Raw genomic sequence first — 19,097 nt, 5'->3', positions numbered from 1 at the left:
TGGGTCTCCCTTAGCCGAGCTTGATGGTTGTCGCGTCCACCCATTCAACAGGCGGGATCGGCAGGTTTTCAGGCGCGGGGCCTTTGCGAATACGTCCAGCTAGATCATAGTGCGATCCATGGCAGGGACAAAACCACCCGCCGAAGTCCCCGGCATCACCCAGCGGCACACATCCCAAGTGGGTGCAGACACCCATCTGAACGATCCAGGCACCCGGCGCTTCACCCTCGGGTGAGGGCATCACGCGGTTGGCGTCCGTTGCAGGCGCATCAGCGTTCAGGTTTGCGTTGCGGGCCAGCGGATCTGGCAGTGCGCCAATCCCTTCCTCGTCCTGTTGCTGCGCTTCTGCGATCTCGGCACCCGTGCGGTGGCGGATAAAGACCGGCTTGCCCAGCCATTTCACCGTCAACTGCGTGCCCGGCTCGACCCCGCTGACATCCGTACGGATCGAGGACAGCGCCTGCACATCCGCCGAAGGGTTCATCTGGTTGATTAAGGGCCAAACTGCAGCCCCTGTCGCAACAACACCCGCGCCGCCTGCGACGTAGTAGAGGAAATCTCTGCGGGTGCCTTCGTGGTCTTCAGCGTGGGACACGAGGTTATCTCCGATTTTCTGGCGCCCGCGCACGGGCATATAGCTCGCTCACCGCACGTAAGCGGCGTCTTAATCGAGCTATGTATCGGGGAGAATACAGTTCGTCCAGCGGTCTTAAACGCGCAATACGCCGCATCCGCGTATTAAGTCATGCTGCTGCGGGCCGTTTCCTTGCTATGCCACCTACAGAAGCCTCACCAAGAAGACTGTGATGAAGAATCGAACGATGCCGATTCGCCCCCCGCTAAGATCGCATGGAACCGGCGTGTTAAAATCCGTTTTTCGTGCGGGCGCACGCGCTTCCGACTGAAATTATGACCAAAATACGGCGACCCTGCCTCTACTTTAAGGCGAAGTGTTGCATATTAAATAATTAATTTTAAATGAATATTTTACTCCACATGGTAGCGACTGATTTCTGTTGCACTTGTTTGAGGAATGCCCGAGAGCGCGAATAAGCGCGAACTCCCCTCAGGAGCCTCACCCAAATGCCAAAGAACACTTTTATTATCGCCACCTTCTTCACAATAGCTCTGTCCACCCAGGCTGCTGCCACGGGTGACCCGGCAAAAGGCGAACAACTCTACAATCGATGCTCATCCTGCCATGCCATCATCAAGGATGGCGAGGTTCTGGTGAAAGGTGGAATCACCGGGCCAAATCTCTATGGCGTCATCGGACGTGTTGCCGGATCCGAAAACGACTACCGCTATGGCAGTGAACGTCTGCCCATCGGCATGTTCACAGATGACATGATCCGCGCAGGTGAGGAAGGCCTTGTCTGGACCCAGGAAAACATCGCGGCCTATTCCGAGGATCCGATCGGCTTCATACGAGAGTTTCTGAATGACGAAACGGCCCGCCCCAACATGAGCGTCAAACTCAGGAAGGGCGCAGACGACATCGCGGCCTATCTTGCCACATTCAATGCGCAATAGTGTCAGCGATAGAACCCACGCTTGTCATGTGCTGTGCATCAGTGCAGACAGGCGCGCGGTTTCGCTGCCAAAACCCGACGCGTCCACCTGTTTGGCTGCAGACAGGCGGGCATTCTCGGTCTTGTTCTGGTTCAGCTTCCACGTGCCCTGAATGTCATTGATCCGTATCCTGCAGGGAACGATCATCCGCATCACTTTCGCCAGCGCCTCGTCTGACATCTTTCCGGTCGTCCAGGGCAGCTTGGGCAACAAACGATCTTCATAGAACGCAGATTGCCGGTCCAGCAGATTCAGCAGGGTGTCTTGCGGCTGCATCTCTATCTGGCCGGTCAGATGCACAGCCACATAGTTCCAGGTGGGCACCTGGTCATCGATTCCATACCAGTCGGGCGACACATAGCCGTCCGGACCCGTGACTGCGATCCTTGCGGTTTGCGGCTGTTTCAGTAGCCTCACGATCGGGTTCGAGCGCACAAGATGCAACTCGGCCAGAGACCCATCCTCATTCAGCAAGAACGGAACGTGGCTCAGCAGGGGCGCCTCGGCGGTCGAAATAGCCAAGACACCAAAGGCGCGGTCTCGTGCGAAAGCGATGTGCCGCGATTGGTCCTCGGCACGGAAAGCGGGGTTGGGATGCATGCCTGTCCTCCTGACGATCCCTCTTGCAGAACCGTCCGCGGCTTGGCAAGCTCCATCCTGTTCTCAGGGCGGGGCGAAATTCCCCACCGGCGGTATGCGGGCCACGACCCGCCAGCCCGCGAGCGGCCCCGACCATCGGGGTGTCAGCAGATCTGGTGAGAGGCCAGAGCCGACGGTTACAGTCCGGATGAAAGAGAACGCGCAGCGTGTCGCAAGGCGGCACGGCTGCTCGTGATCGCCTTGGGTGACGTGTCATGCCGGGCTGGCAGCGAAAAATGGGAACCGGTTTTCGCGACCGCCAGCAGGCCACCAAACTGAAAGGAGATCATGATGACACACACCCGCTATGCGTTTGTCAAAGCCAACTGGCATTCCGATATCGTCGACCGGGCGCTCGATGGATTTTTAGAATTGATCCCAGCCGACCAAGTGGACGTTTTTGACGTCCCCGGCGCGTTCGAAATGCCGCTGATGGCGCGGGACCTGGCCCAGACCAAGCGTTATGCCGCCGTAGCCTGCGCCGCCTTTGTGGTGGATGGCGGAATCTACCGGCACGATTTCGTCGCGCAAGCCGTTGTCGATGGGCTGATGCGCGCAGGTCTCGATACTGGTGTTCCTGTCCTGTCAGTCTCGCTGACGCCACACCACTATCAGGAGACAGGTCATCACAATGCGATCTACCGCGCGCATTTTGTTGAAAAAGGTCGCGAGGCAGCGCGTGCCGCTCTGGGCATTGTCACCGCCCGAGCAGCCGTGGCGCAGGCCGCCTGAGCTTCATCTTTTCAAAAATACTCAATTGCACCGCCCACCCCGGGCGGTGCCTTATGACCGGCGAAACCGCTTGAGGACACGGGAACTCCCCGCTAATCACGACCCGCAAAGGAGCACGCCCCATGTCGATGAACAGTTTTGGACATCTTTTTCGCGTCACCACCTGGGGCGAGAGCCACGGACCGGCGCTGGGTGCGACCGTCGACGGGTGCCCGCCGGGTGTGGAAATCGACGAAGACATGATCCAGCACTGGCTGGACAAGCGCAAACCGGGACAGAGTAAGTTCACCACCCAGCGGCGCGAGGCCGATCAGGTGAAAATACTATCGGGCGTGTTCGAAGGCCAGACGACCGGCACCCCGGTTCAGCTTATGATCGAAAACACCGATCAACGCTCCAAGGACTACGGCGACATCATGGACAAGTTCCGTCCGGGTCACGCCGATATCACTTATTGGCAGAAATACGGGATCCGGGACTATCGCGGAGGTGGGCGCAGCTCGGCCCGCGAAACCGCAGCGCGGGTTGCTGCAGGCGGGCTGGCTCGCGAGGCGATCAGGCAGATCGCGCCAAACGTGCAGATCACCGGCTACATGGTGCAAATGGGTCCACGCAGAATTGATCGCGACAATTTCGACTGGGCGCAGATCGAGCAGAACCCGTTTTGGACCCCGGATGCCACGGCAGCCGAGGACTGGGCCGTCTATCTGGACGAACTTCGTAAATCCGGCAACTCGGTCGGTGCCGTGATTGAGGTTGTGGCGCGCGGCGTACCTGCAGGATTGGGCGCGCCTGTTTATGCCAAGCTAGACACTGATCTGGCCGCCGCGATGATGTCGATTAACGCTGTCAAGGGCGTCGAAATTGGCGAGGGCATGGCGGCCGCAGAGCTTACGGGCGAAGCCAACGCCGACGAAATTTTCATGGGCCAAGACGGCCCGCAATACAGCAGCAATCACTCCGGTGGTATTCTTGGCGGTATTTCGACCGGGCAGGACGTCGTGGTGCGCTTTGCGGTCAAACCGACCTCATCGATCCTGACCACCCGCAAGACCATCACCAAATCTGGTGAAGAGACCGAGATCATCACCAAGGGTCGCCATGACCCCTGTGTCGGTATCCGCGCCGTGCCGGTGGGTGAGGCCATGATGGCATGTGTGATCCTCGACCACCTGCTGCTGCATCGCGGCCAGATTGGTGAAAACCGTGGACAGATTGGCTAACCTGCGCGCCCGGCTGCGCTCGATTGTGGCGCAGCGTATGACCACAGACCCGGCCCACGACCTTGCCCATCTTGACCGCGTGTGGGTGAATGCGCAGGCCATAGCGGACCGGTCTGCCAACACAAAGGTATTGCTGGCTGCGAGCTATCTGCACGATCTGGTCAACCTGTCCAAAAACGATCCGGATCGTCACTTTGCTTCCCGCAAATCAGCGGCTCAATCAGAGCCCATTCTTGCGGAACTTGGGTTCGATGCAGCGCAAATTCAGGCCGTTCAGCATGCAATTGCAGCACATAGCTACTCGGCCGGAATCCCGCCCGAGACGCCCGAGGCCTGTATCCTGCGCGATGCCGACCGTCTGGATGCGCTTGGCGCAATTGGCATCGCACGTACTTTCTCGGTCTCTGGTGCCATGGGCCGTGTTCTCTATGATCCGGCGGACCCGTTCTCGGAAGGTCGGCCACTCGACGACCTGCGGTATTCCATCGACCATTGGAAGGTCAAACTGCTGGCTTTGCCGCAAGACATGCTGACGCCCACCGGCAAACGGCTGGCGCAGCAACGCGTGCAGCGCTTGGTCCGATATCTCGAAGAGTTTGCCGACGAAATCGGAACCGCCCTGCCAGCCCAATGGGCCGCGCTCGACCCGACCCGTTGATCTTTGCGCCGCAAAGGCGCAGGGTCGCGCCGATGGCAAAATCCTTAACATCGCATCGACCCATTCTTGCCGTGACGCTGAAGCTCAGCGCCCTGTTTTTGTTCACGTCAATGTCGGCTCTGGTCAAAGCACTGTCCGAAGATTTTCCGCCGGGAGAGCTGGTCTTCTTTCGCTCTTTGTTTGCGATCCCCGTGATCATCATCTGGCTGATTGCGCGCGGCGAATTGACACAAGGTTTTGTCGTCAAGAAACCCATGGGCCATTTCTGGCGCGGCGTATTAGGCACGTGCGCAATGGGCCTGACCTTTACCGGCCTCAGCCTGCTGCCCTTGCCCGAGGTGACTGCAATTGGATATGCCACGCCGATCTTCACCCTTATTCTGGCGGCTGTCATGCTGGGTGAACGCATCCGCATGATCCGAATCGGAGCAGTTGTGCTGGGACTGTTGGGTGTTCTGATCATGATCTGGCCCCGCCTTGGCAGCACCGAGATGGAAGTCGCCGCCACGCTGGGCGCGCTTTGCGTTCTGGCGGCAACGATGGCCCGGGCCTTTGTCCAGATTCACATCCGGCAACTGGTGCAGGTCGACCACCCAGCGGCGATTGTGTTCTATTTTTGTGTAACCGGAACGTTGCTGTCCGGGCTGACGGTGTTTTGGGGCTGGACCACCCCAACATGGGAACAACTGGTGATTCTGATCGCCATGGGCCTGACCGGAGGCGTGGCGCAAATCCTCGTGACGTCGTCCTACCGGTTTGGGCAGGCGTCGATGCTGGCGCCCTACGATTACACCACAATGCTGTTTGCGATTGTCATCGGTTACATGTGGTTTGGAGAATTGCCGACGATTGCGATCCTCGCGGGCGCCGCGCTGGTGATTGCCGGCAATGTTGTGGTGATCTGGCGTGAACATCAACTTGGGCTGGAACGCGGCAAGGCCCGATCAGTCACCGACCCCAAAGCGTGACTTTACCTTTCGCAAACTTTCCCTAGGTTGGGCCGGACAGACAAAACAGGTGCCCCATGAGCGACGCACAGGATCACAAGGAAAAGATGAAAAAGGTGCAGGCCAAGCATCGCAAGAAAGTGTCCGAGGCGGTCGACCCCGGGCGCGGGCTGGTTATGGTCAATACCGGTAAAGGCAAAGGCAAATCCTCGGCGGCCTTCGGCGTGGTGATCCGGGCGTTGGGCTGGGGGCAAAAGGTGGCTGTTGTACAGTTCATCAAGGGCAAATGGAAAACCGGCGAGCGGCGCTTCTTTCAGGAGCGGGATCTGGTCACCTGGCACACGATGGGTGACGGCTTCACCTGGGACACCCAGGACCGTGAACGCGACATCGCGGCGGCGAACGCAGCTTTCGAGAAGGCCTGCGAATTGATGGCCAGTGGCGAGTACGATCTTGTTGTGCTGGATGAGATCAATATCGCCCTGCGCTATGAATACCTGTCGGTCGAGCAGGTGATCGCGGGGCTTGATGCGCGATCAGAACGGACCAGCGTTTTTCTGACGGGACGCGACGCGCCGCAAGCCGTGCGCGACTATGCGGATCTGGTGACGGAAATGACCGAAGAAAAGCACCCGTTTCAGGCAGGAATCAAGGCGCAACGCGGACTGGATTACTAGATCCGCCGGATGTCGGCTTTACGCGTTTTGCCGTGTCAGCAGGGTTTCAAAAACATACCGAACAGAACCACGGCGGCTGGCCGCGCTGTCAGGCAGGTTTTCGTCACGGTCCGGTTCGTCAGTCACCAGGGTGCGCTTTTTCTGCTCGACATAAGCCGCGAAGTCATCATCGCAGCATGCGCATCCACAGGATGTCGCCGCATCATGTCGCGCGATGATTTCGTCGAGCTGATCACTCATCCCTGACCTACCCCTAAGGCGATACTCCGAACCAAACCTCGTTTCCGAGGCGGCGGCGCGCTCTCACTGTTTCCTGCGCTAAGCGCGCAAACCGCCTCGAAACACGGTGCCAGATGATAAAGCATCTGACGTTGGTAGGTAACTGATCATTTTAGTCGGGAATTTCAAGTCTAAATCCGCGCGCCTTGTCAAGATTTCTCGGCGCGCAGAGTCGCGGCAACGCGTCAGATCGCTTGCTCCTTCGGATCCAGCGTGACCGACCAGAGTTCAGTATCCGCGCGATCCATCAGGCGCACGGTCATCTGTTGTGTGGCACCGTCGATATCGACAAGGCCAAAGAACTGCAGGCCAGCGCTGGGTGGCAGGTTAACGCCCTGATCCTCGGTAGGCGCTTTGACAAATTTCACCTCGGGGCCAAAAGTCCCGTCCAGCGCGTTTGGACCGAATGTACCGGCATGCAGCGGGCCCGACACGAACTCCCAAAATGGTTCGAAGTCCTGGAATTGCGCTTTGCTAGGGTCATAGAAATGCGCTGCGGTATAGTGAACATCGGCCGTGAACCACACCGTGTTTGTCACGCCGGCCGTCTTGATGAACCGCAGCAGATCGGCGATTTCCAACTCGCGACCCTTGGCCGGACCACTGTCACCATTGGCGATCGCCTCTGCTCCGGCCTGTTCCTTCCAGTTGTCCCAGACAATCACACCAATGGGCATATTCGATGCAATCACCTTCCACGTGGCCTGCGACCCAGCCAGCTCTTTCTTGAGCCACGCAAGCTGCTCGGCGCCCAGAATGCGCGACTGATCGGTGATCTCATCCTCCATCGAAGGGCCGTTTGGCCCGCGATAGCTGCGCAGGTCGAGGAAAAAGACGTCCAGCATCGGACCGTACGAAATCTTGCGATACACGCGCCCAGGCTCTGCCGGAGTGATCCGCAATGGCGCCATCTCATGAAAGGCGCGCCCGGCGCGGGATTGCAACACATGCACCGATTTCTCGGTATAACGGTCGTCCGAAATCAGATCCTTGGCATCCGACCAGTTGTTGACCACCTCATGGTCATCCCATTGAAAGAAAGTAGGGCACACGGCGTTCATGGCGCGGACATGCTCGTCCATCATATTGTACTTCCACTGGGCGCGGAACTCGTCCAGCGTTTCGGCCACCTTACGTTTCTCGTCGATCAGGGTGGTGTTTTTCCAGATCACCTGCCCCTCTTTCTCGACTTCGTCCTGCATTGGGCCGTCGGCGTAAACCGTGTCGCCGGAATGAATGAAGAAGTCGGGCTTGTGCTGCGCCATGGTCGCGTAAGTGCGCATTCCCTCATCATCGATACCCCAACCCTGACCGGCCGTATCCCCGGACCAGGCAAAGCGTATGTTGCGACGGGACATCGGCGCGGTGCGGAATTGGCCAACAATAGGCTCTGATACGATGTTGGTATCGCTGAGGTCGGCCGCCACGAAGCGATAGAAGATATCCTGATCCGAGGGCAATCCGCCGACCATTCGTTTGACGGCAAAATCGCTGTTCGGAATAGCATCCATCGGCGTCAGCTTGCGCGCGTCGGCAAAGCTGTCGGTGGTCGAGATTTCCAACATCACGCGGGCCGGACGGTCCGTCCGCGTCCAGATCATGCCCGAGGCCGTATCCACATCCCCCGATTGAACACCGTGAGTGAATACCGGGCGCGATGCCGCCCGGCTGAGCGCGGGCATCGACAGAGATGCGGCAAACGCCGTGCTGCCTGCCAAAAAGGAACGGCGGTTCGGTCTTGGTATCTTGGTCATCGGGGCTCTCCTGTCTGGTGATCGGTGTAACGACCACGCGATTGGTGACCCGGATTGAGCCGCCCGATTGTAAAACGAGCGGCTCAGTTTCTTGACACTATCACGATGATATTATGACGCCTGTGGATAAAGGCTCAAACCTGCGGGTTAGCTGCGCACGAGCTTTTCATAGTCTTCGGCGATCTCGCGCGTGATGTCGCCCACCTCGAATGTGTATTCACCGATCTGTCCGACCGGAGTGACCTCGGCCGCAGTTCCGGTCAGCCAGCATTGTTCAAAGCCGGCCATTTCCTCGGGCATGATGTGGCGTTCATGTACGGTGATGCCCTTGTCCTTGAGCATCTGAATCACCGTCTGCCGGGTGATCCCGTTCAAGAAGCAATCTGCCAGAGGTGTGTGCACCTCGCCATCCTTAACAAAGAACACGTTCGCGCCGGTCGCCTCGGCCACATAGCCGCGGTAGTCCATGAACAGGGCATCGGAGCAGCCCTTGGCCTCGGCCTTGTGCTTTGAGATGGTGCAAATCATGTAGAGACCCGCCGCCTTGGCGTGCACTGGGATGGTCTCGGGGCCGGGCCGTTTCCATTCCGCGATGTCCAGCTTTGCACCTTGCATCTTGGCGTCGCCGTAGTAGGCGCCCCAAGGCCACACCGCGACCGCCATGCGCACCGGGTTTTTGGCCGAAGCGACCCCCATATCTTCGCCCGAGCCGCGCCAGACCAGAACACGCACGTAGGCGTCCTGCAATCCACTGGCTTTGAGGGCCTCTTCCTTGGCAGCCTCGATCTCATCAATCGAATAAGGCACCGGCATATCCAGCGCCTCTGCCGAGGCGATCAGGCGTTCGGAATGCGCGCGGCTCTTGAAAATCTTGCCGTTATAGGCCCGCTCGCCCTCGAACACAGACGAGGCATAATGCATCGCGTGGGTGAGAATATGCACGTTGGCGTCGCGCCATGGCACCAGTTCGCCATCCAGCCAGATAACACCGTCACGATCATCATACCCCGCCATGCGAAACCTCCTGAACCGGGTTGAATTTCCGATTATTGCGCTACTTAGGTCCGAAGTGGACATAAAGTTGCGCAAAAACTGCGATTCGATACCTGTCCACCCTTGGAATGTCAATAACGCTGACATAAAGTCGGCCCCGTGTAACGAATGAGGGATGATATGTCCGACATCCGCCCCGCCCCATTGTATGGCGGCGAAAGCCTACTGTTTTTGACCGACGAACAGTTGCGACAGGGGATCGAGGCCATGTTTTTTGCCTATCGCGGCTTTACTGCCGATCCGGATCGCATTCTGGCCGAGATGGCCTATGGTCGCGCACACCACCGCGCCGTCCATTTCATCGATCGCGCTCCGGGCACAACGGTCAACAACCTTTTGGCAATTCTGGGCGTAACAAAACAGTCTCTGAACAGGGTGCTCCGGACGCTCATCGAGGATGGCCTGGTCGAAAGCCGGGTTGGTACGGTGGATAAACGCGAACGTCATCTGTTTCTGACGGAAAAGGGTCAGGCGCTGGAGACCACACTGTCCGATGCCCAGCGCGCCCGGATGCGGGCCGCGTACAAAGATGCCGGGCCCGAAGCCGTCGCCGGATTTCGCAAAGTGCTTGAAGCCATGATGGATGCTGATATGCGTCATGCATACGCGAAACTTCGGGATACGACCTCATGAGCGATATGGACGCCCATCTGCTGATTGTCGACGATGACGAGCGCATTCGCGATCTGCTCAAGAAGTTTTTGATGCGGAACGGATTTCTGGTCACGGCCGCCCGCGATGCGGCCCATGCGCGGCGGGTGTTGTCTGGGCTGGATTTCGATATGATTGTCATGGATGTCATGATGCCGGGAGAGGATGGCGTCAGCCTCACACGCGCGCTGCGTGAGACCCATAACACACCGATCCTGCTGCTGACGGCGCGAGGAGAGACCGAACATCGTATTGCCGGACTTGAGGCCGGGGCAGATGATTATCTGGCCAAGCCGTTCGAACCCAAGGAACTGCTGTTGCGGATCAACTCGATCCTCAGGCGGATGCCAGAGACGACCGCGCAGGATACCGCGTCAAAGATCCTGCATCTCGGACCGATCCGGTATGACATCGAGCGCGGAGAGATGTGGCAGGGCGAGAGCCCGGTCCGCCTGACCGCCACCGAAAGCCAGCTGATGAAGATTTTCTCGACAAAGCCCGGAGAGCCGATCAGCCGGGCCAAGCTGGTCGAGGATCTGGGACGCGACAAGGGGCAAGCGCAGGAGCGGGCGGTAGATGTGCAGATCACCCGCCTGCGCCGCAAGATTGAGCAGGACCCGAAACAGCCCCGGTATCTGCAGACTGTCCGGGGCGCGGGCTACATGCTGGCGCCGGACTGATCGTGCCGCTTCGCGGCGGTTTTGTGCCTTCGGCGAAGGTATTTTGAGCCAGATGAACAAGGGATCCCAATGAAGACCGTCCTTTTGACACACGCCGATTGCCTTGACCACGTAACGCCGTCCGGACATCCTGAACGCGTCGCCCGGCTGGAGCATGTTCTGCATGCGTTAGAGCCACTGGACCTGAACCGGGTAACGGCCCCGATGGCAGCGGATGATGATCTGCTGCGTGTTCATCCCGAAAGCTACATTCGCGAGATTCGAAGCAGCCGACCAAACGACGGGTTCACTCAGATAGACGGTGACACGTTCATGTCCCCGGGATCGGTAGATGCCGCATATCGCTCAGCGGGCGCGGTCGTTCGCGCGGTTGATATGGTTCTGGGCGGCGAAGCGCCAAATGCGTTTTGTGCGGTCCGGCCGCCCGGTCATCACGCCGAAACCGAGACGGCCATGGGGTTCTGCCTGTTTGGTAATGCCGCCCTGGCGGCTAAACACGCGCTTGAGCATCATGGGCTGGAGCGGGTCGCCGTTTTCGATTTCGATGTGCATCACGGCAACGGGACGCAGGATCTGCTGTGGGATGAACGCCGTGCCCTGGTGATCACCAGTCAACAGATGCCGTTATGGCCGGGATCTGGCCGACCCGATGAAACCGGTGCGTATGATACGGTTCTCAATATCCCGCTGGCCCCAGGAACAGGTGGCGACAAAATGCGATCAGCCTACGAAACTCAGGCCTTCCCCCGCCTGCGCGCATTCCGACCCGAATTGATCATCGTCTCAGCCGGATTTGACGCGCATCAGGATGACCCGCTGGCCAATCTGAACTGGTCCACAGGCGACTTTACCTGGATCACAGCCGAGTTGTGCAAAATCGCTGATGAACTGTGTGAAGGCCGTATCATCTCGACTCTGGAAGGCGGGTATGATCTGAACGCACTTGCAGATGCAACCCGCGCTCATGTGCAAGAACTGATGAAAGCAGCCCGATGACTGACACTCCGGTAGATCAGATGACATTCGAACAGGCCATGAAAGAGCTTGAGGCCGTCGTTGGCCAGCTGGAGCGCGGCGACGTGGCACTGGATCAGTCCATTGCACTCTACGAACGCGGGGCAGCGTTGAAAAAACGCTGCGAGGATGAGTTGAAGCGCGCTGAAGAAAAAGTTGCGGCAATTACTCTGGATGCCAACGGTCAGCCGACCGGGACGACACCTGCCGAAGGTCTCTGAATGCTTCGCGACAGGCTTGCGCAGGACGCGGCCCGTATCCAGGGGCAGTTCGATCAGGTTCTCGGGGCGCTGGACGATCTGGATGTGACCCGGGCGATGGCCTACGCCACACAGGGCGGCAAGCGGCTGCGCGGATTTCTGGTACTGGAAGGCGCGCGTTTGCATGAGGTTGATGAGGCCCGCGCGATCTGGCCTGCAACCGGAATTGAGGCGCTGCACGCCTATTCGCTGGTCCACGACGATTTGCCCTGCATGGATGACGACGATCTCCGCCGGGGTCGACCGACCGTCCATGTAACATGGGATCAGGCCACCGCACTTCTGGCTGGCGACGCCCTGAATGCCCTTGCGTTCGAGCTGTGCACGCGCCCCGAGGTCGGAGACGCTGACATTCGTGCAGATCTGGCGTTGACGCTGGCTCAGGCGAGCGGAGCGCAGGGAATGGTCCTGGGGCAGGCCCTGGACATCGCGGCGGAAACCGCGTCCGAACCATTGTCTCTGCAGGACATCACCCATTTGCAGGCCGGCAAGACCGGTGCGTTGATCGAATGGTCTGCCTGCGCCGGCGCGCGGCTGGCACGGGCCGATCCAGCTCCGTTGCGCCAATATGCCCACGCGCTGGGGCTTGCTTTTCAGATCGCGGACGACATCCTTGATGTCGAGGGTGATGCCGAAAAGGCCGGCAAGCGCCTGCAAAAGGATGCCGATGCAGGCAAAGCCACGTTTGTATCGCTTCTGGGACTGGATGCAGCCAGAACCCGTGCGGGTGAGCTTGTCGATCAGGCCTGTGCGGCGGTAGAGAGGTACGGGCCCAGAGCCGAAACCTTGAAGGCCGCCGCGCGCTTCGTTATTGCCCGAGACAGCTAAGCCGCAAGGAACGCGCCAAACATGACTTCTGATCGCCCGCAAACGCCTCTGCTGGATCTTGTGAACCGCCCTGCGGATCTCAAGCAGTTCTCGGATGCTCAGCTGCATCAACTGGCGCAGGAACTGCGGGCCGAGACGATTTCGGCCGTATCGGTTACCGGCGGCCACCTCGGCGCGGGCCTGGGTGTCGTGGAACTGACGCTGGCGTTGCACGCGATCTTTGACCCGCCGCGCGACAAGATCGTCTGGGACGTTGGCCACCAATGTTATCCGCACAAAATCCTGACCGAGCGGCGGGACCGTATTCGCACGCTGCGGCAAAAGGATGGGTTGAGCGGGTTCACCAAGCGCAGCGAAAGCCCCTATGATCCGTTCGGCGCTGCGCACAGCTCAACCTCGATCAGCGCAGCACTTGGATTCGCGGTTGCGCGTGATCTGGGCGGCAACACGCCCGAGGGGCTGGGCGACGCGATTGCCGTGATTGGCGATGGATCGATGTCAGCGGGCATGGCATTCGAGGCGATGAATAATGCGGGCCACCTAAAGAAACGTCTGATCGTCATCCTGAATGACAACGAGATGAGCATCGCCCCCCCGGTCGGCGCAATGTCGAGCTACCTGTCACGCATTTACGCCGAAGAACCGTTTCACGATCTGAAGGCCGCTGCCAAAGGCGCGGTTTCGCTGTTGCCGGAACCGTTTCGCGAAGGCGCCAAACGTGCCAAAGAAATGCTCAAAGGCATGGCCGTTGGTGGCACACTGTTCGAAGAACTGGGCTTTTCCTATGTCGGGCCCATCGACGGGCATGATCTGGACCAGCTGTTGCCGGTGCTGCGCACCGTCAAGGCGCGGGCCGCCGGGCCGATCCTGATCCATGTTCTGACCAAAAAGGGGAAAGGCTATGCCCCCGCCGAGCAAGCCCGCGACAAGGGGCACGCGACGGCCAAATTCGACGTTGTGACGGGTGAGCAGAAAAAGGCGCCGTCGAACGCACCGTCTTATACCTCGGTTTTCGGCAAAACACTGGTGGATGAAGCCGCTCGCGACGACAAGATTGTTGCAGTCACCGCCGCCATGCCGGATGGCACCGGCCTCAATCTGTTTGCCGAACGCTACCCTTCGCGCTGTTTCGACGTAGGCATCGCGGAACAGCATGGAGTTACATTCTCCGCCGCATTGGCCGCCGGTGGCATGAAACCGTTCTGCGCGATGTATTCGACATTCCTGCAGCGTGGCTATGATCAGGTCGTGCATGATGTCGCGATCCAGCGTCTGCCGGTCCGATTTGCCATAGACCGTGCCGGGCTGGTCGGGGCCGACGGGGCAACCCACGCCGGATCTTTTGACATCGGCTATATGTCCTGCCTGCCCGGAATGGTTGTCATGGCCGCAGCGGATGAGGCGGAACTGATGCACATGGTGGCAACAGCCGTTGCACATGACGATGGCCCTATCGCGTTTCGCTATCCGCGTGGCGAGGGTGCGGGCGTTGATCTGCCTGAACGTGGCGAGGTTTTGGAGATTGGTAAAGGCCGCATAATCCAGCCAGGCCAACGCGTGGCCCTGCTCTGCTACGGAACACGGCTCGCCGAGGTTCAAAAGGCTGCCGAAACGCTGTCGGCCAAAGGGATTACCCCCACCATCGCTGATGCACGCTTTGCCAAACCGCTGGATCGCGACCTTATCCTGGACCTGACCGCGCGCCATGAGGCGCTGATCACCATAGAAGAAGGCGCTGTAGGCGGCTTTGGCAGCCACGTGGCCCATCTCCTCGCCGAGGAAGGCGTATTCGATCATGGTCTCAAGTACCGCTCAATGGTGTTGCCGGACATTTTTATCGACCAGGCCAACCCTGCTGACATGTACGACGTGGCAGGCATGAACGCTGAGCAGATCGAAACCAAGGTTCTGGAGGTCTTGGGTGTCTCATCGATCGGAGAAAAGCGAGCTTAAGTTGTTTGACTTTCCTCTTCCGATGAAGTCGGCAGTCAGACGCGGTACGGCCTCCTCATCGCCCTTTTGGAATCGGTTAAGGCGACACAGAAAAAGGTTGCTATCCTGTTGATCGCAAACTTGACGCAGAACGCACGCCAAACGGGAACTCCGAACGTCAACAGAGCCTAGAACTTCGCTTCTTCCGCAACCTGACAAAAACTGCGCACCAGTTTCAGATCCATCCTGTGTCGCGGGACGACAAGGTGTGTCTGATATTCTTTTTCGAGTTCCAAGATCGGCAGTTCGACAAGCCGTGCATCAAATCTGGCGCTATTCTCCAAAAAAATTCCAACCCCCAGCCCCGTCTGAATAGCCTCTTTCATCACCGGAAATGTCGTCGTTTTGACGATTCTGCGCGGCGTTAGGTTTTGCGCATTTAGCGCGTTGGATACGACCCGCTGCGTCAGCGATCCGCTTTCCGGCAGTAAAAGCGTCTCGCTCATGATTTCGGACAGGGAAAGTTTCTTTCGCGTAGCCAGAGGATGGGTGTCATTGACGTAAAGTACGAAACGTGCGGTGCCCAGCGGTTGTAACCTCCACTCGGAGTTTTTGGTCGGTTCGGTGATGACGCCAAAGTCCACTTTGCGCTTTTGCAGCATCTCCATCGACGTACTCCAGTCGCACAGCGAAAAATCGACGCCAACATTGGGATACAAATCCGCGAAACGCGTAATCAGGTCCAACGCGGGCTGCGGGGCGTTGGCAATCACCCGAAGATTGCCTCGCGCCAGTTCCGAGTAGCCCTGGACCTTTTCTTCTATGATGGCCTGTAGCGTGGCAAACCGGTCCGCGACATCGAACAGCTCTTGCCCTGTCGCCGTAAGTTCGACCCCGTCGCGCGCCCGTACCAACAAACGCGCCCCGACCTGGACCTCCAGCTTGGCAATGTGCTGCGACACCGCCGACTGGGAAACGCCAAGCACCCGCGCGGCGGTTGTGACGCTGCCTTCGCGGACGACATGGGCAAAGGCTTTGAGTTGGTAGGGATTCACGGCCATTTCGCACAGCGGTTTAGAGACCATTAGTAACACTAATATGTCGTCACAGAATCGAGACGTTGACTTCTTATGGTCCCGGCAGTCAACGGGGGTGACGAAGTAATGGGCCAGATCAACCTTCATGGTATTCACAAGTCGTTTGGAAACACGTCCGTTCTAAAAGGCGTGGATTTGGACATTCAGGAGGGTGAGTTTCTCACCCTGGTTGGGCCATCGGGCTGCGGTAAATCCACACTGCTCCGCATTCTGGCCGGGCTTGAAGCCCCAAGTTCCGGGCGGGTCGAGATTGACGGGCAGGATGTTACACAAAAGCGCCCGGCCAACAGGAACCTCGCCATGGTTTTTCAGTCCTATGCGCTTTACCCGCATTTGACCGTTGCCGAAAACATGCTGACCCCGCTCAAACTGCGCGATATCGGGACCGCGGGACGGTTGCCGGTGTTCGGCCCCCTCGTTGCGCGCTCTGCTTACAGAGAGTTGCGCGCAAAGGTGCGTGAGACCGCAGAAACCTTGCAGATCGAACCCCTTTTGGATCGCAAGCCAGGGCAGCTTTCAGGGGGGCAAAGACAGCGCGCTGCGCTGGGGAGAGCCATGGTGCGCAACCCGGTGGCGTTTTTGATGGACGAGCCGCTGTCGAACCTGGACGCGGCGTTGCGGGTTCACATGCGGGCCGAACTGTCGGATCTGCATCGGCGCCTTCAAACCACATTTGTCTATGTCACGCACGATCAGGCCGAAGCCCTGACCATGTCGGACCGAATGGCAGTCATGATGGACGGCCATATCCTGCAACTGGGCAAACCGGATGAGATTTACCGCAATCCACAATCCCTTGCGGTGGCGCGGTTTGTTGGCTCGCCCGCGATCAATACCCTGCCCGGCGAAATCGACAGCGGCGGCGGCGTGCACGCGCTTGGCGTTTCTCTTTCGGGCACGCAGGCACCAAAGGGTCCGGTCACGATTGGCATCCGGCCCGAGCATTTGCGCATCGAACCTGCGGGCGATTTCTCGGGTGTCGTCAAGCATCGTGAAAACCTTGGGTCTGACCTGTTTGTTCACCTGACGGTCGACGGGCACGACAAAAAGATTGTCCTGCGCACGGCACCAGATACGCAGGCCGATATCGGACAGGCCGTCCAGTTTTCCGCACGCCGGGACAAGATTATGATTTTCGACGTTGCCGGTGACCGCGTGACCGACGCCGCATTGATGGAAGTTGCGTGATGCCCGGTTCGCGCGCCTATTTGTGGTTCATCGCCCCGGCCCTGATTCTGATGGTCGTGATCCTGATCGTGCCGATTGGTATAGCCGGGGCGCTCAGCTTTACCAATTACTCGTTGGGCAATACGGGTATGGAATTTGTCGCCTGGGACAATTTCGAACAGATATTTACCCGGCGCAGTTATGAAAAAATGTTCGGCGCGACGTTCCGGTATGTCTTTGTGGTCGTGCCCCTCACCGTTCTTTTGGGGCTGGGTGCTGCGCTGCTGATCCACTCGTTGGGGCGGTTTGGCGATCTGTACAAGACGATATACTTCCTGCCCGTTATGGCCGCGCTGATCGCAATGGCCATTGTCTGGGAATTCGCCTTGCACCCGACCATCGACATTGTGAACGCCACGCTTGAAAACGGGTGCGGCACCTGGCTTGAGACGTGGAATTGGTATGCCGAGGGCTGCGCCAGGACCTTTCCGCTTTGGTTGACAGATCGAGACTATGCGATCTGGACCGTTGCATTCATCGGCATTTGGCAGGGATTTGGCTTTAACATGGTGTTGTATCTGGCAGGCCTGACCTCGATCCCGCCGTCGCTTTATGACGCTGCCGAGATGGACGGCGCTCCAACAGGGTGGGAGCGGTTTCGGCTGGTAACCTGGCCCATGCTGGGGCCGACCACCGTGTTTGTTGTGACGATCTCGTTCATCCGCTCGTTTCAGGTGTTCGACACTGTCGAAGCCTTTTATCCCCAAGGCGGTGGTCCGTCCAAATCTGTCTACGTGATGATGTTCGCCATCTATGAAAAAGCCATTCAGCAAAATCTGATGGGGATCGGCGCGGCCATTACCGTGGTGTTTCTGGGTTTTGTAATGTTTCTGACGCTGATGCAGCGTTGGTTGGTGGATCGGAGGACACACTATGTCTGATACCGCACCCTCGCGCGCAACTCTCCTGCCTGACGTCGGCTTCCGGTTTTCGACCGCAGAAACCGTCAAACACGTGATCCTGATTTTAGGTGCGGTTGTCGTCCTGCTGCCCTTTTACGTGATGATCAGCTACTCCTTCAAAGCGCCGCATGAGATCATGCAGAACCTGGGCGGGTTCTTTGGCAGCCAAGAGCCTTTCCGCGACGATTTCTGCGTCAAGCTCGGCAATGCCGCCGCCGACTGCATGGTCAACCCCACCGTCTACAACTATACCACCGCTTTCGCCAAGGCCCCGCTGTTGCGCTATCTGGCCAACGGGCTATTCGTCACCCTGTCCATCTTTCTGATCCAGGTGATTGTGGCGCTGCCCTGTGCCTATGCGCTGGCCAAACTGCGGTTCTGGGGGCGTGAGGCCGTGTTTGCGCTGGTTCTGTTTTGCCTGCTGATCCCTGTGCACGCGATTGCGCTGCCGCTTTACATCATGCTGGCCAAGGTGGGGCTGACGAACACCTACGCCGCACTGATCATCCCTTGGACCATTTCAGTATTTGGCATCTTTCTGATGCGCCAGTTCTTCATGACCGTGCCCGATGATCTGATTGACGCCGCGCGGATGGACGGGATGAGCGAATACTCGATTGTCTGGAACGTCATGCTTCCGACAGCGATCCCTGCCCTGCTGGCTTTTGGCATCTTTTCGGTTGTAGCGCATTGGAATGATTATTTCTGGCCCCGCATTGTCATCACCGGCAACCGTGACCTGTTCACCCCGCCGCTGGGCCTGCGTGAATTCAAGGGTGACGCCGATGGCGACAATTTCGGGCCGATGATGGCAACAGCCTGTATCATCGTGACCCCATTGATCGCCGCGTTTCTGCTGGCCCAGCGCCGGTTCATTGAGGGGATCACACTATCCGGAATGAAGTAGGACGGGCTTTGCCCGCCCTACCCCGACATCCCAAATCAGGGATACCAACCGGGGGGCTGCCAATC

Annotated in this window: 21 protein-coding genes and 1 riboswitch; of the genes, 15 read left to right on the top strand and 6 right to left on the bottom strand. The window is 58.6% G+C overall.

Annotated elements, in window-relative coordinates; genetic code table 11:
• Positions 1–10: 10 nt before the first annotated feature.
• Positions 11–595 carry a ubiquinol-cytochrome c reductase iron-sulfur subunit gene (petA, locus tag ACR3ES_RS08465; RefSeq protein ID WP_170435697.1) on the bottom strand — a complete coding sequence of 195 codons (585 nt, stop codon included), beginning with the start codon at positions 593–595 and terminating at the stop codon, positions 11–13.
• Positions 596–1,083: 488 nt separating this feature from the next.
• Between petA and ACR3ES_RS08460 the strand changes: the two genes are divergently transcribed.
• Complete coding sequence (locus tag ACR3ES_RS08460) at positions 1,084–1,533, top strand: cytochrome c family protein (protein WP_170435699.1); 450 nt, start codon at positions 1,084–1,086, stop codon at positions 1,531–1,533.
• Positions 1,534–1,557: 24 nt separating this feature from the next.
• Here ACR3ES_RS08460 and ACR3ES_RS08455 read toward each other — a convergent pair whose 3' ends face one another.
• Positions 1,558–2,172, bottom strand: a complete 615-nt coding sequence (locus ACR3ES_RS08455; protein WP_170435701.1) for an FMN-binding negative transcriptional regulator — start codon at positions 2,170–2,172, stop codon at positions 1,558–1,560.
• Between the two features lie 55 nt (positions 2,173–2,227).
• Positions 2,228–2,375, top strand: a riboswitch (FMN riboswitch).
• 127 nt (positions 2,376–2,502) lie between these two features.
• On the opposite strand from ACR3ES_RS08455, the gene ACR3ES_RS08450 reads away from it, so the two are divergent.
• The 5 genes from ACR3ES_RS08450 to cobO all read left to right on the top strand — a co-directional run bounded on the left by ACR3ES_RS08450 (position 2,503) and on the right by cobO (position 6,448).
• Positions 2,503–2,943 (top strand): 6,7-dimethyl-8-ribityllumazine synthase, encoded by a 441-nt coding sequence (locus ACR3ES_RS08450; RefSeq protein WP_170435703.1) that lies wholly within the window; start codon positions 2,503–2,505, stop codon positions 2,941–2,943.
• A gap of 122 nt (positions 2,944–3,065) precedes the next feature.
• Positions 3,066–4,166 carry a chorismate synthase gene (gene aroC / locus ACR3ES_RS08445; protein WP_170435705.1) on the top strand — a complete coding sequence of 367 codons (1,101 nt, stop codon included), beginning with the start codon at positions 3,066–3,068 and terminating at the stop codon, positions 4,164–4,166.
• Entirely contained in the window at positions 4,150–4,824 is a 675-nt protein-coding gene (locus ACR3ES_RS08440) for an HD domain-containing protein (RefSeq protein ID WP_170435708.1), read from the top strand. The genes aroC and ACR3ES_RS08440 overlap by 17 nt, the downstream gene beginning before the upstream one ends.
• 32 nt (positions 4,825–4,856) lie before the next feature.
• Complete coding sequence (locus ACR3ES_RS08435; RefSeq protein WP_170435710.1) at positions 4,857–5,792, top strand: DMT family transporter; 936 nt, start codon at positions 4,857–4,859, stop codon at positions 5,790–5,792.
• 56 nt (positions 5,793–5,848) lie between these two features.
• Positions 5,849–6,448, top strand: coding sequence for a cob(I)yrinic acid a,c-diamide adenosyltransferase (gene cobO, locus ACR3ES_RS08430; protein ID WP_170435712.1), 600 nt, complete (start codon positions 5,849–5,851; stop codon positions 6,446–6,448).
• A gap of 18 nt (positions 6,449–6,466) precedes the next feature.
• Here cobO and ACR3ES_RS08425 read toward each other — a convergent pair whose 3' ends face one another.
• From ACR3ES_RS08425 to ACR3ES_RS08415, 3 genes are all read right to left on the bottom strand, one after another.
• Positions 6,467–6,688, bottom strand: a complete 222-nt coding sequence (locus ACR3ES_RS08425) for a hypothetical protein (protein WP_170435714.1) — start codon at positions 6,686–6,688, stop codon at positions 6,467–6,469.
• Positions 6,689–6,912: 224 nt separating this feature from the next.
• A complete protein-coding gene (locus tag ACR3ES_RS08420) occupies positions 6,913–8,481 on the bottom strand; it encodes an alkaline phosphatase D family protein (RefSeq protein ID WP_170435716.1) in 1,569 nt (522 codons plus the stop codon).
• Positions 8,482–8,628: 147 nt separating this feature from the next.
• Positions 8,629–9,495: a branched-chain amino acid aminotransferase gene (locus ACR3ES_RS08415; RefSeq protein WP_170435718.1), complete on the bottom strand. Its 867-nt coding sequence runs from the start codon at positions 9,493–9,495 to the stop codon at positions 8,629–8,631.
• A gap of 159 nt (positions 9,496–9,654) precedes the next feature.
• Between ACR3ES_RS08415 and ACR3ES_RS08410 the strand changes: the two genes are divergently transcribed.
• From ACR3ES_RS08410 to dxs, 6 genes are all read left to right on the top strand, one after another.
• The gene (locus ACR3ES_RS08410) at positions 9,655–10,167 is read left to right on the top strand and encodes a MarR family winged helix-turn-helix transcriptional regulator (RefSeq protein ID WP_170435719.1); all 513 of its coding nucleotides are present in this window, start codon (positions 9,655–9,657) and stop codon (positions 10,165–10,167) included.
• On the top strand, positions 10,164–10,865 hold the full coding sequence (locus ACR3ES_RS08405) for a response regulator (protein ID WP_170435722.1): 702 nt from the start codon (positions 10,164–10,166) through the stop codon (positions 10,863–10,865). The genes ACR3ES_RS08410 and ACR3ES_RS08405 overlap by 4 nt, the downstream gene beginning before the upstream one ends.
• Positions 10,866–10,934: 69 nt before the next feature.
• Positions 10,935–11,861, top strand: coding sequence for a histone deacetylase family protein (locus tag ACR3ES_RS08400; RefSeq protein ID WP_170435724.1), 927 nt, complete (start codon positions 10,935–10,937; stop codon positions 11,859–11,861).
• Entirely contained in the window at positions 11,858–12,100 is a 243-nt protein-coding gene (locus ACR3ES_RS08395) for an exodeoxyribonuclease VII small subunit (RefSeq protein ID WP_170435726.1), read from the top strand. The genes ACR3ES_RS08400 and ACR3ES_RS08395 overlap by 4 nt, the downstream gene beginning before the upstream one ends.
• Complete coding sequence (locus tag ACR3ES_RS08390; RefSeq protein ID WP_170435728.1) at positions 12,101–12,967, top strand: polyprenyl synthetase family protein; 867 nt, start codon at positions 12,101–12,103, stop codon at positions 12,965–12,967.
• 21 nt (positions 12,968–12,988) lie between these two features.
• Entirely contained in the window at positions 12,989–14,920 is a 1,932-nt protein-coding gene (gene dxs, locus ACR3ES_RS08385; RefSeq protein ID WP_170435730.1) for a 1-deoxy-D-xylulose-5-phosphate synthase, read from the top strand.
• 167 nt (positions 14,921–15,087) lie between these two features.
• Here dxs and ACR3ES_RS08380 read toward each other — a convergent pair whose 3' ends face one another.
• The gene (locus ACR3ES_RS08380; RefSeq protein WP_480425199.1) at positions 15,088–16,083 is read right to left on the bottom strand and encodes a LysR family transcriptional regulator; all 996 of its coding nucleotides are present in this window, start codon (positions 16,081–16,083) and stop codon (positions 15,088–15,090) included.
• On the opposite strand from ACR3ES_RS08380, the gene ACR3ES_RS08375 reads away from it, so the two are divergent.
• From ACR3ES_RS08375 to ACR3ES_RS08365, 3 genes are read left to right on the top strand one after another with little or no spacing between them, the layout of a single operon-like run.
• Positions 16,063–17,184 (top strand): ABC transporter ATP-binding protein, encoded by a 1,122-nt coding sequence (locus ACR3ES_RS08375; RefSeq protein WP_170435735.1) that lies wholly within the window; start codon positions 16,063–16,065, stop codon positions 17,182–17,184. The genes ACR3ES_RS08380 and ACR3ES_RS08375 overlap by 21 nt on opposite strands.
• Entirely contained in the window at positions 17,184–18,104 is a 921-nt protein-coding gene (locus tag ACR3ES_RS08370; RefSeq protein WP_170435737.1) for a carbohydrate ABC transporter permease, read from the top strand. Before ACR3ES_RS08375 ends, ACR3ES_RS08370 begins: the two co-directional genes overlap by 1 nt.
• Positions 18,097–19,032: a carbohydrate ABC transporter permease gene (locus tag ACR3ES_RS08365; protein ID WP_170435739.1), complete on the top strand. Its 936-nt coding sequence runs from the start codon at positions 18,097–18,099 to the stop codon at positions 19,030–19,032. The genes ACR3ES_RS08370 and ACR3ES_RS08365 overlap by 8 nt, the downstream gene beginning before the upstream one ends.
• Positions 19,033–19,097: the final 65 nt, after the last annotated feature.

This window comes from Ruegeria sp. B1, assembly GCF_056535885.1.
The sequence above is the reverse complement of the archived record's forward strand: the minus strand, read 5'-3'. Positions and strand labels throughout refer to the sequence as shown.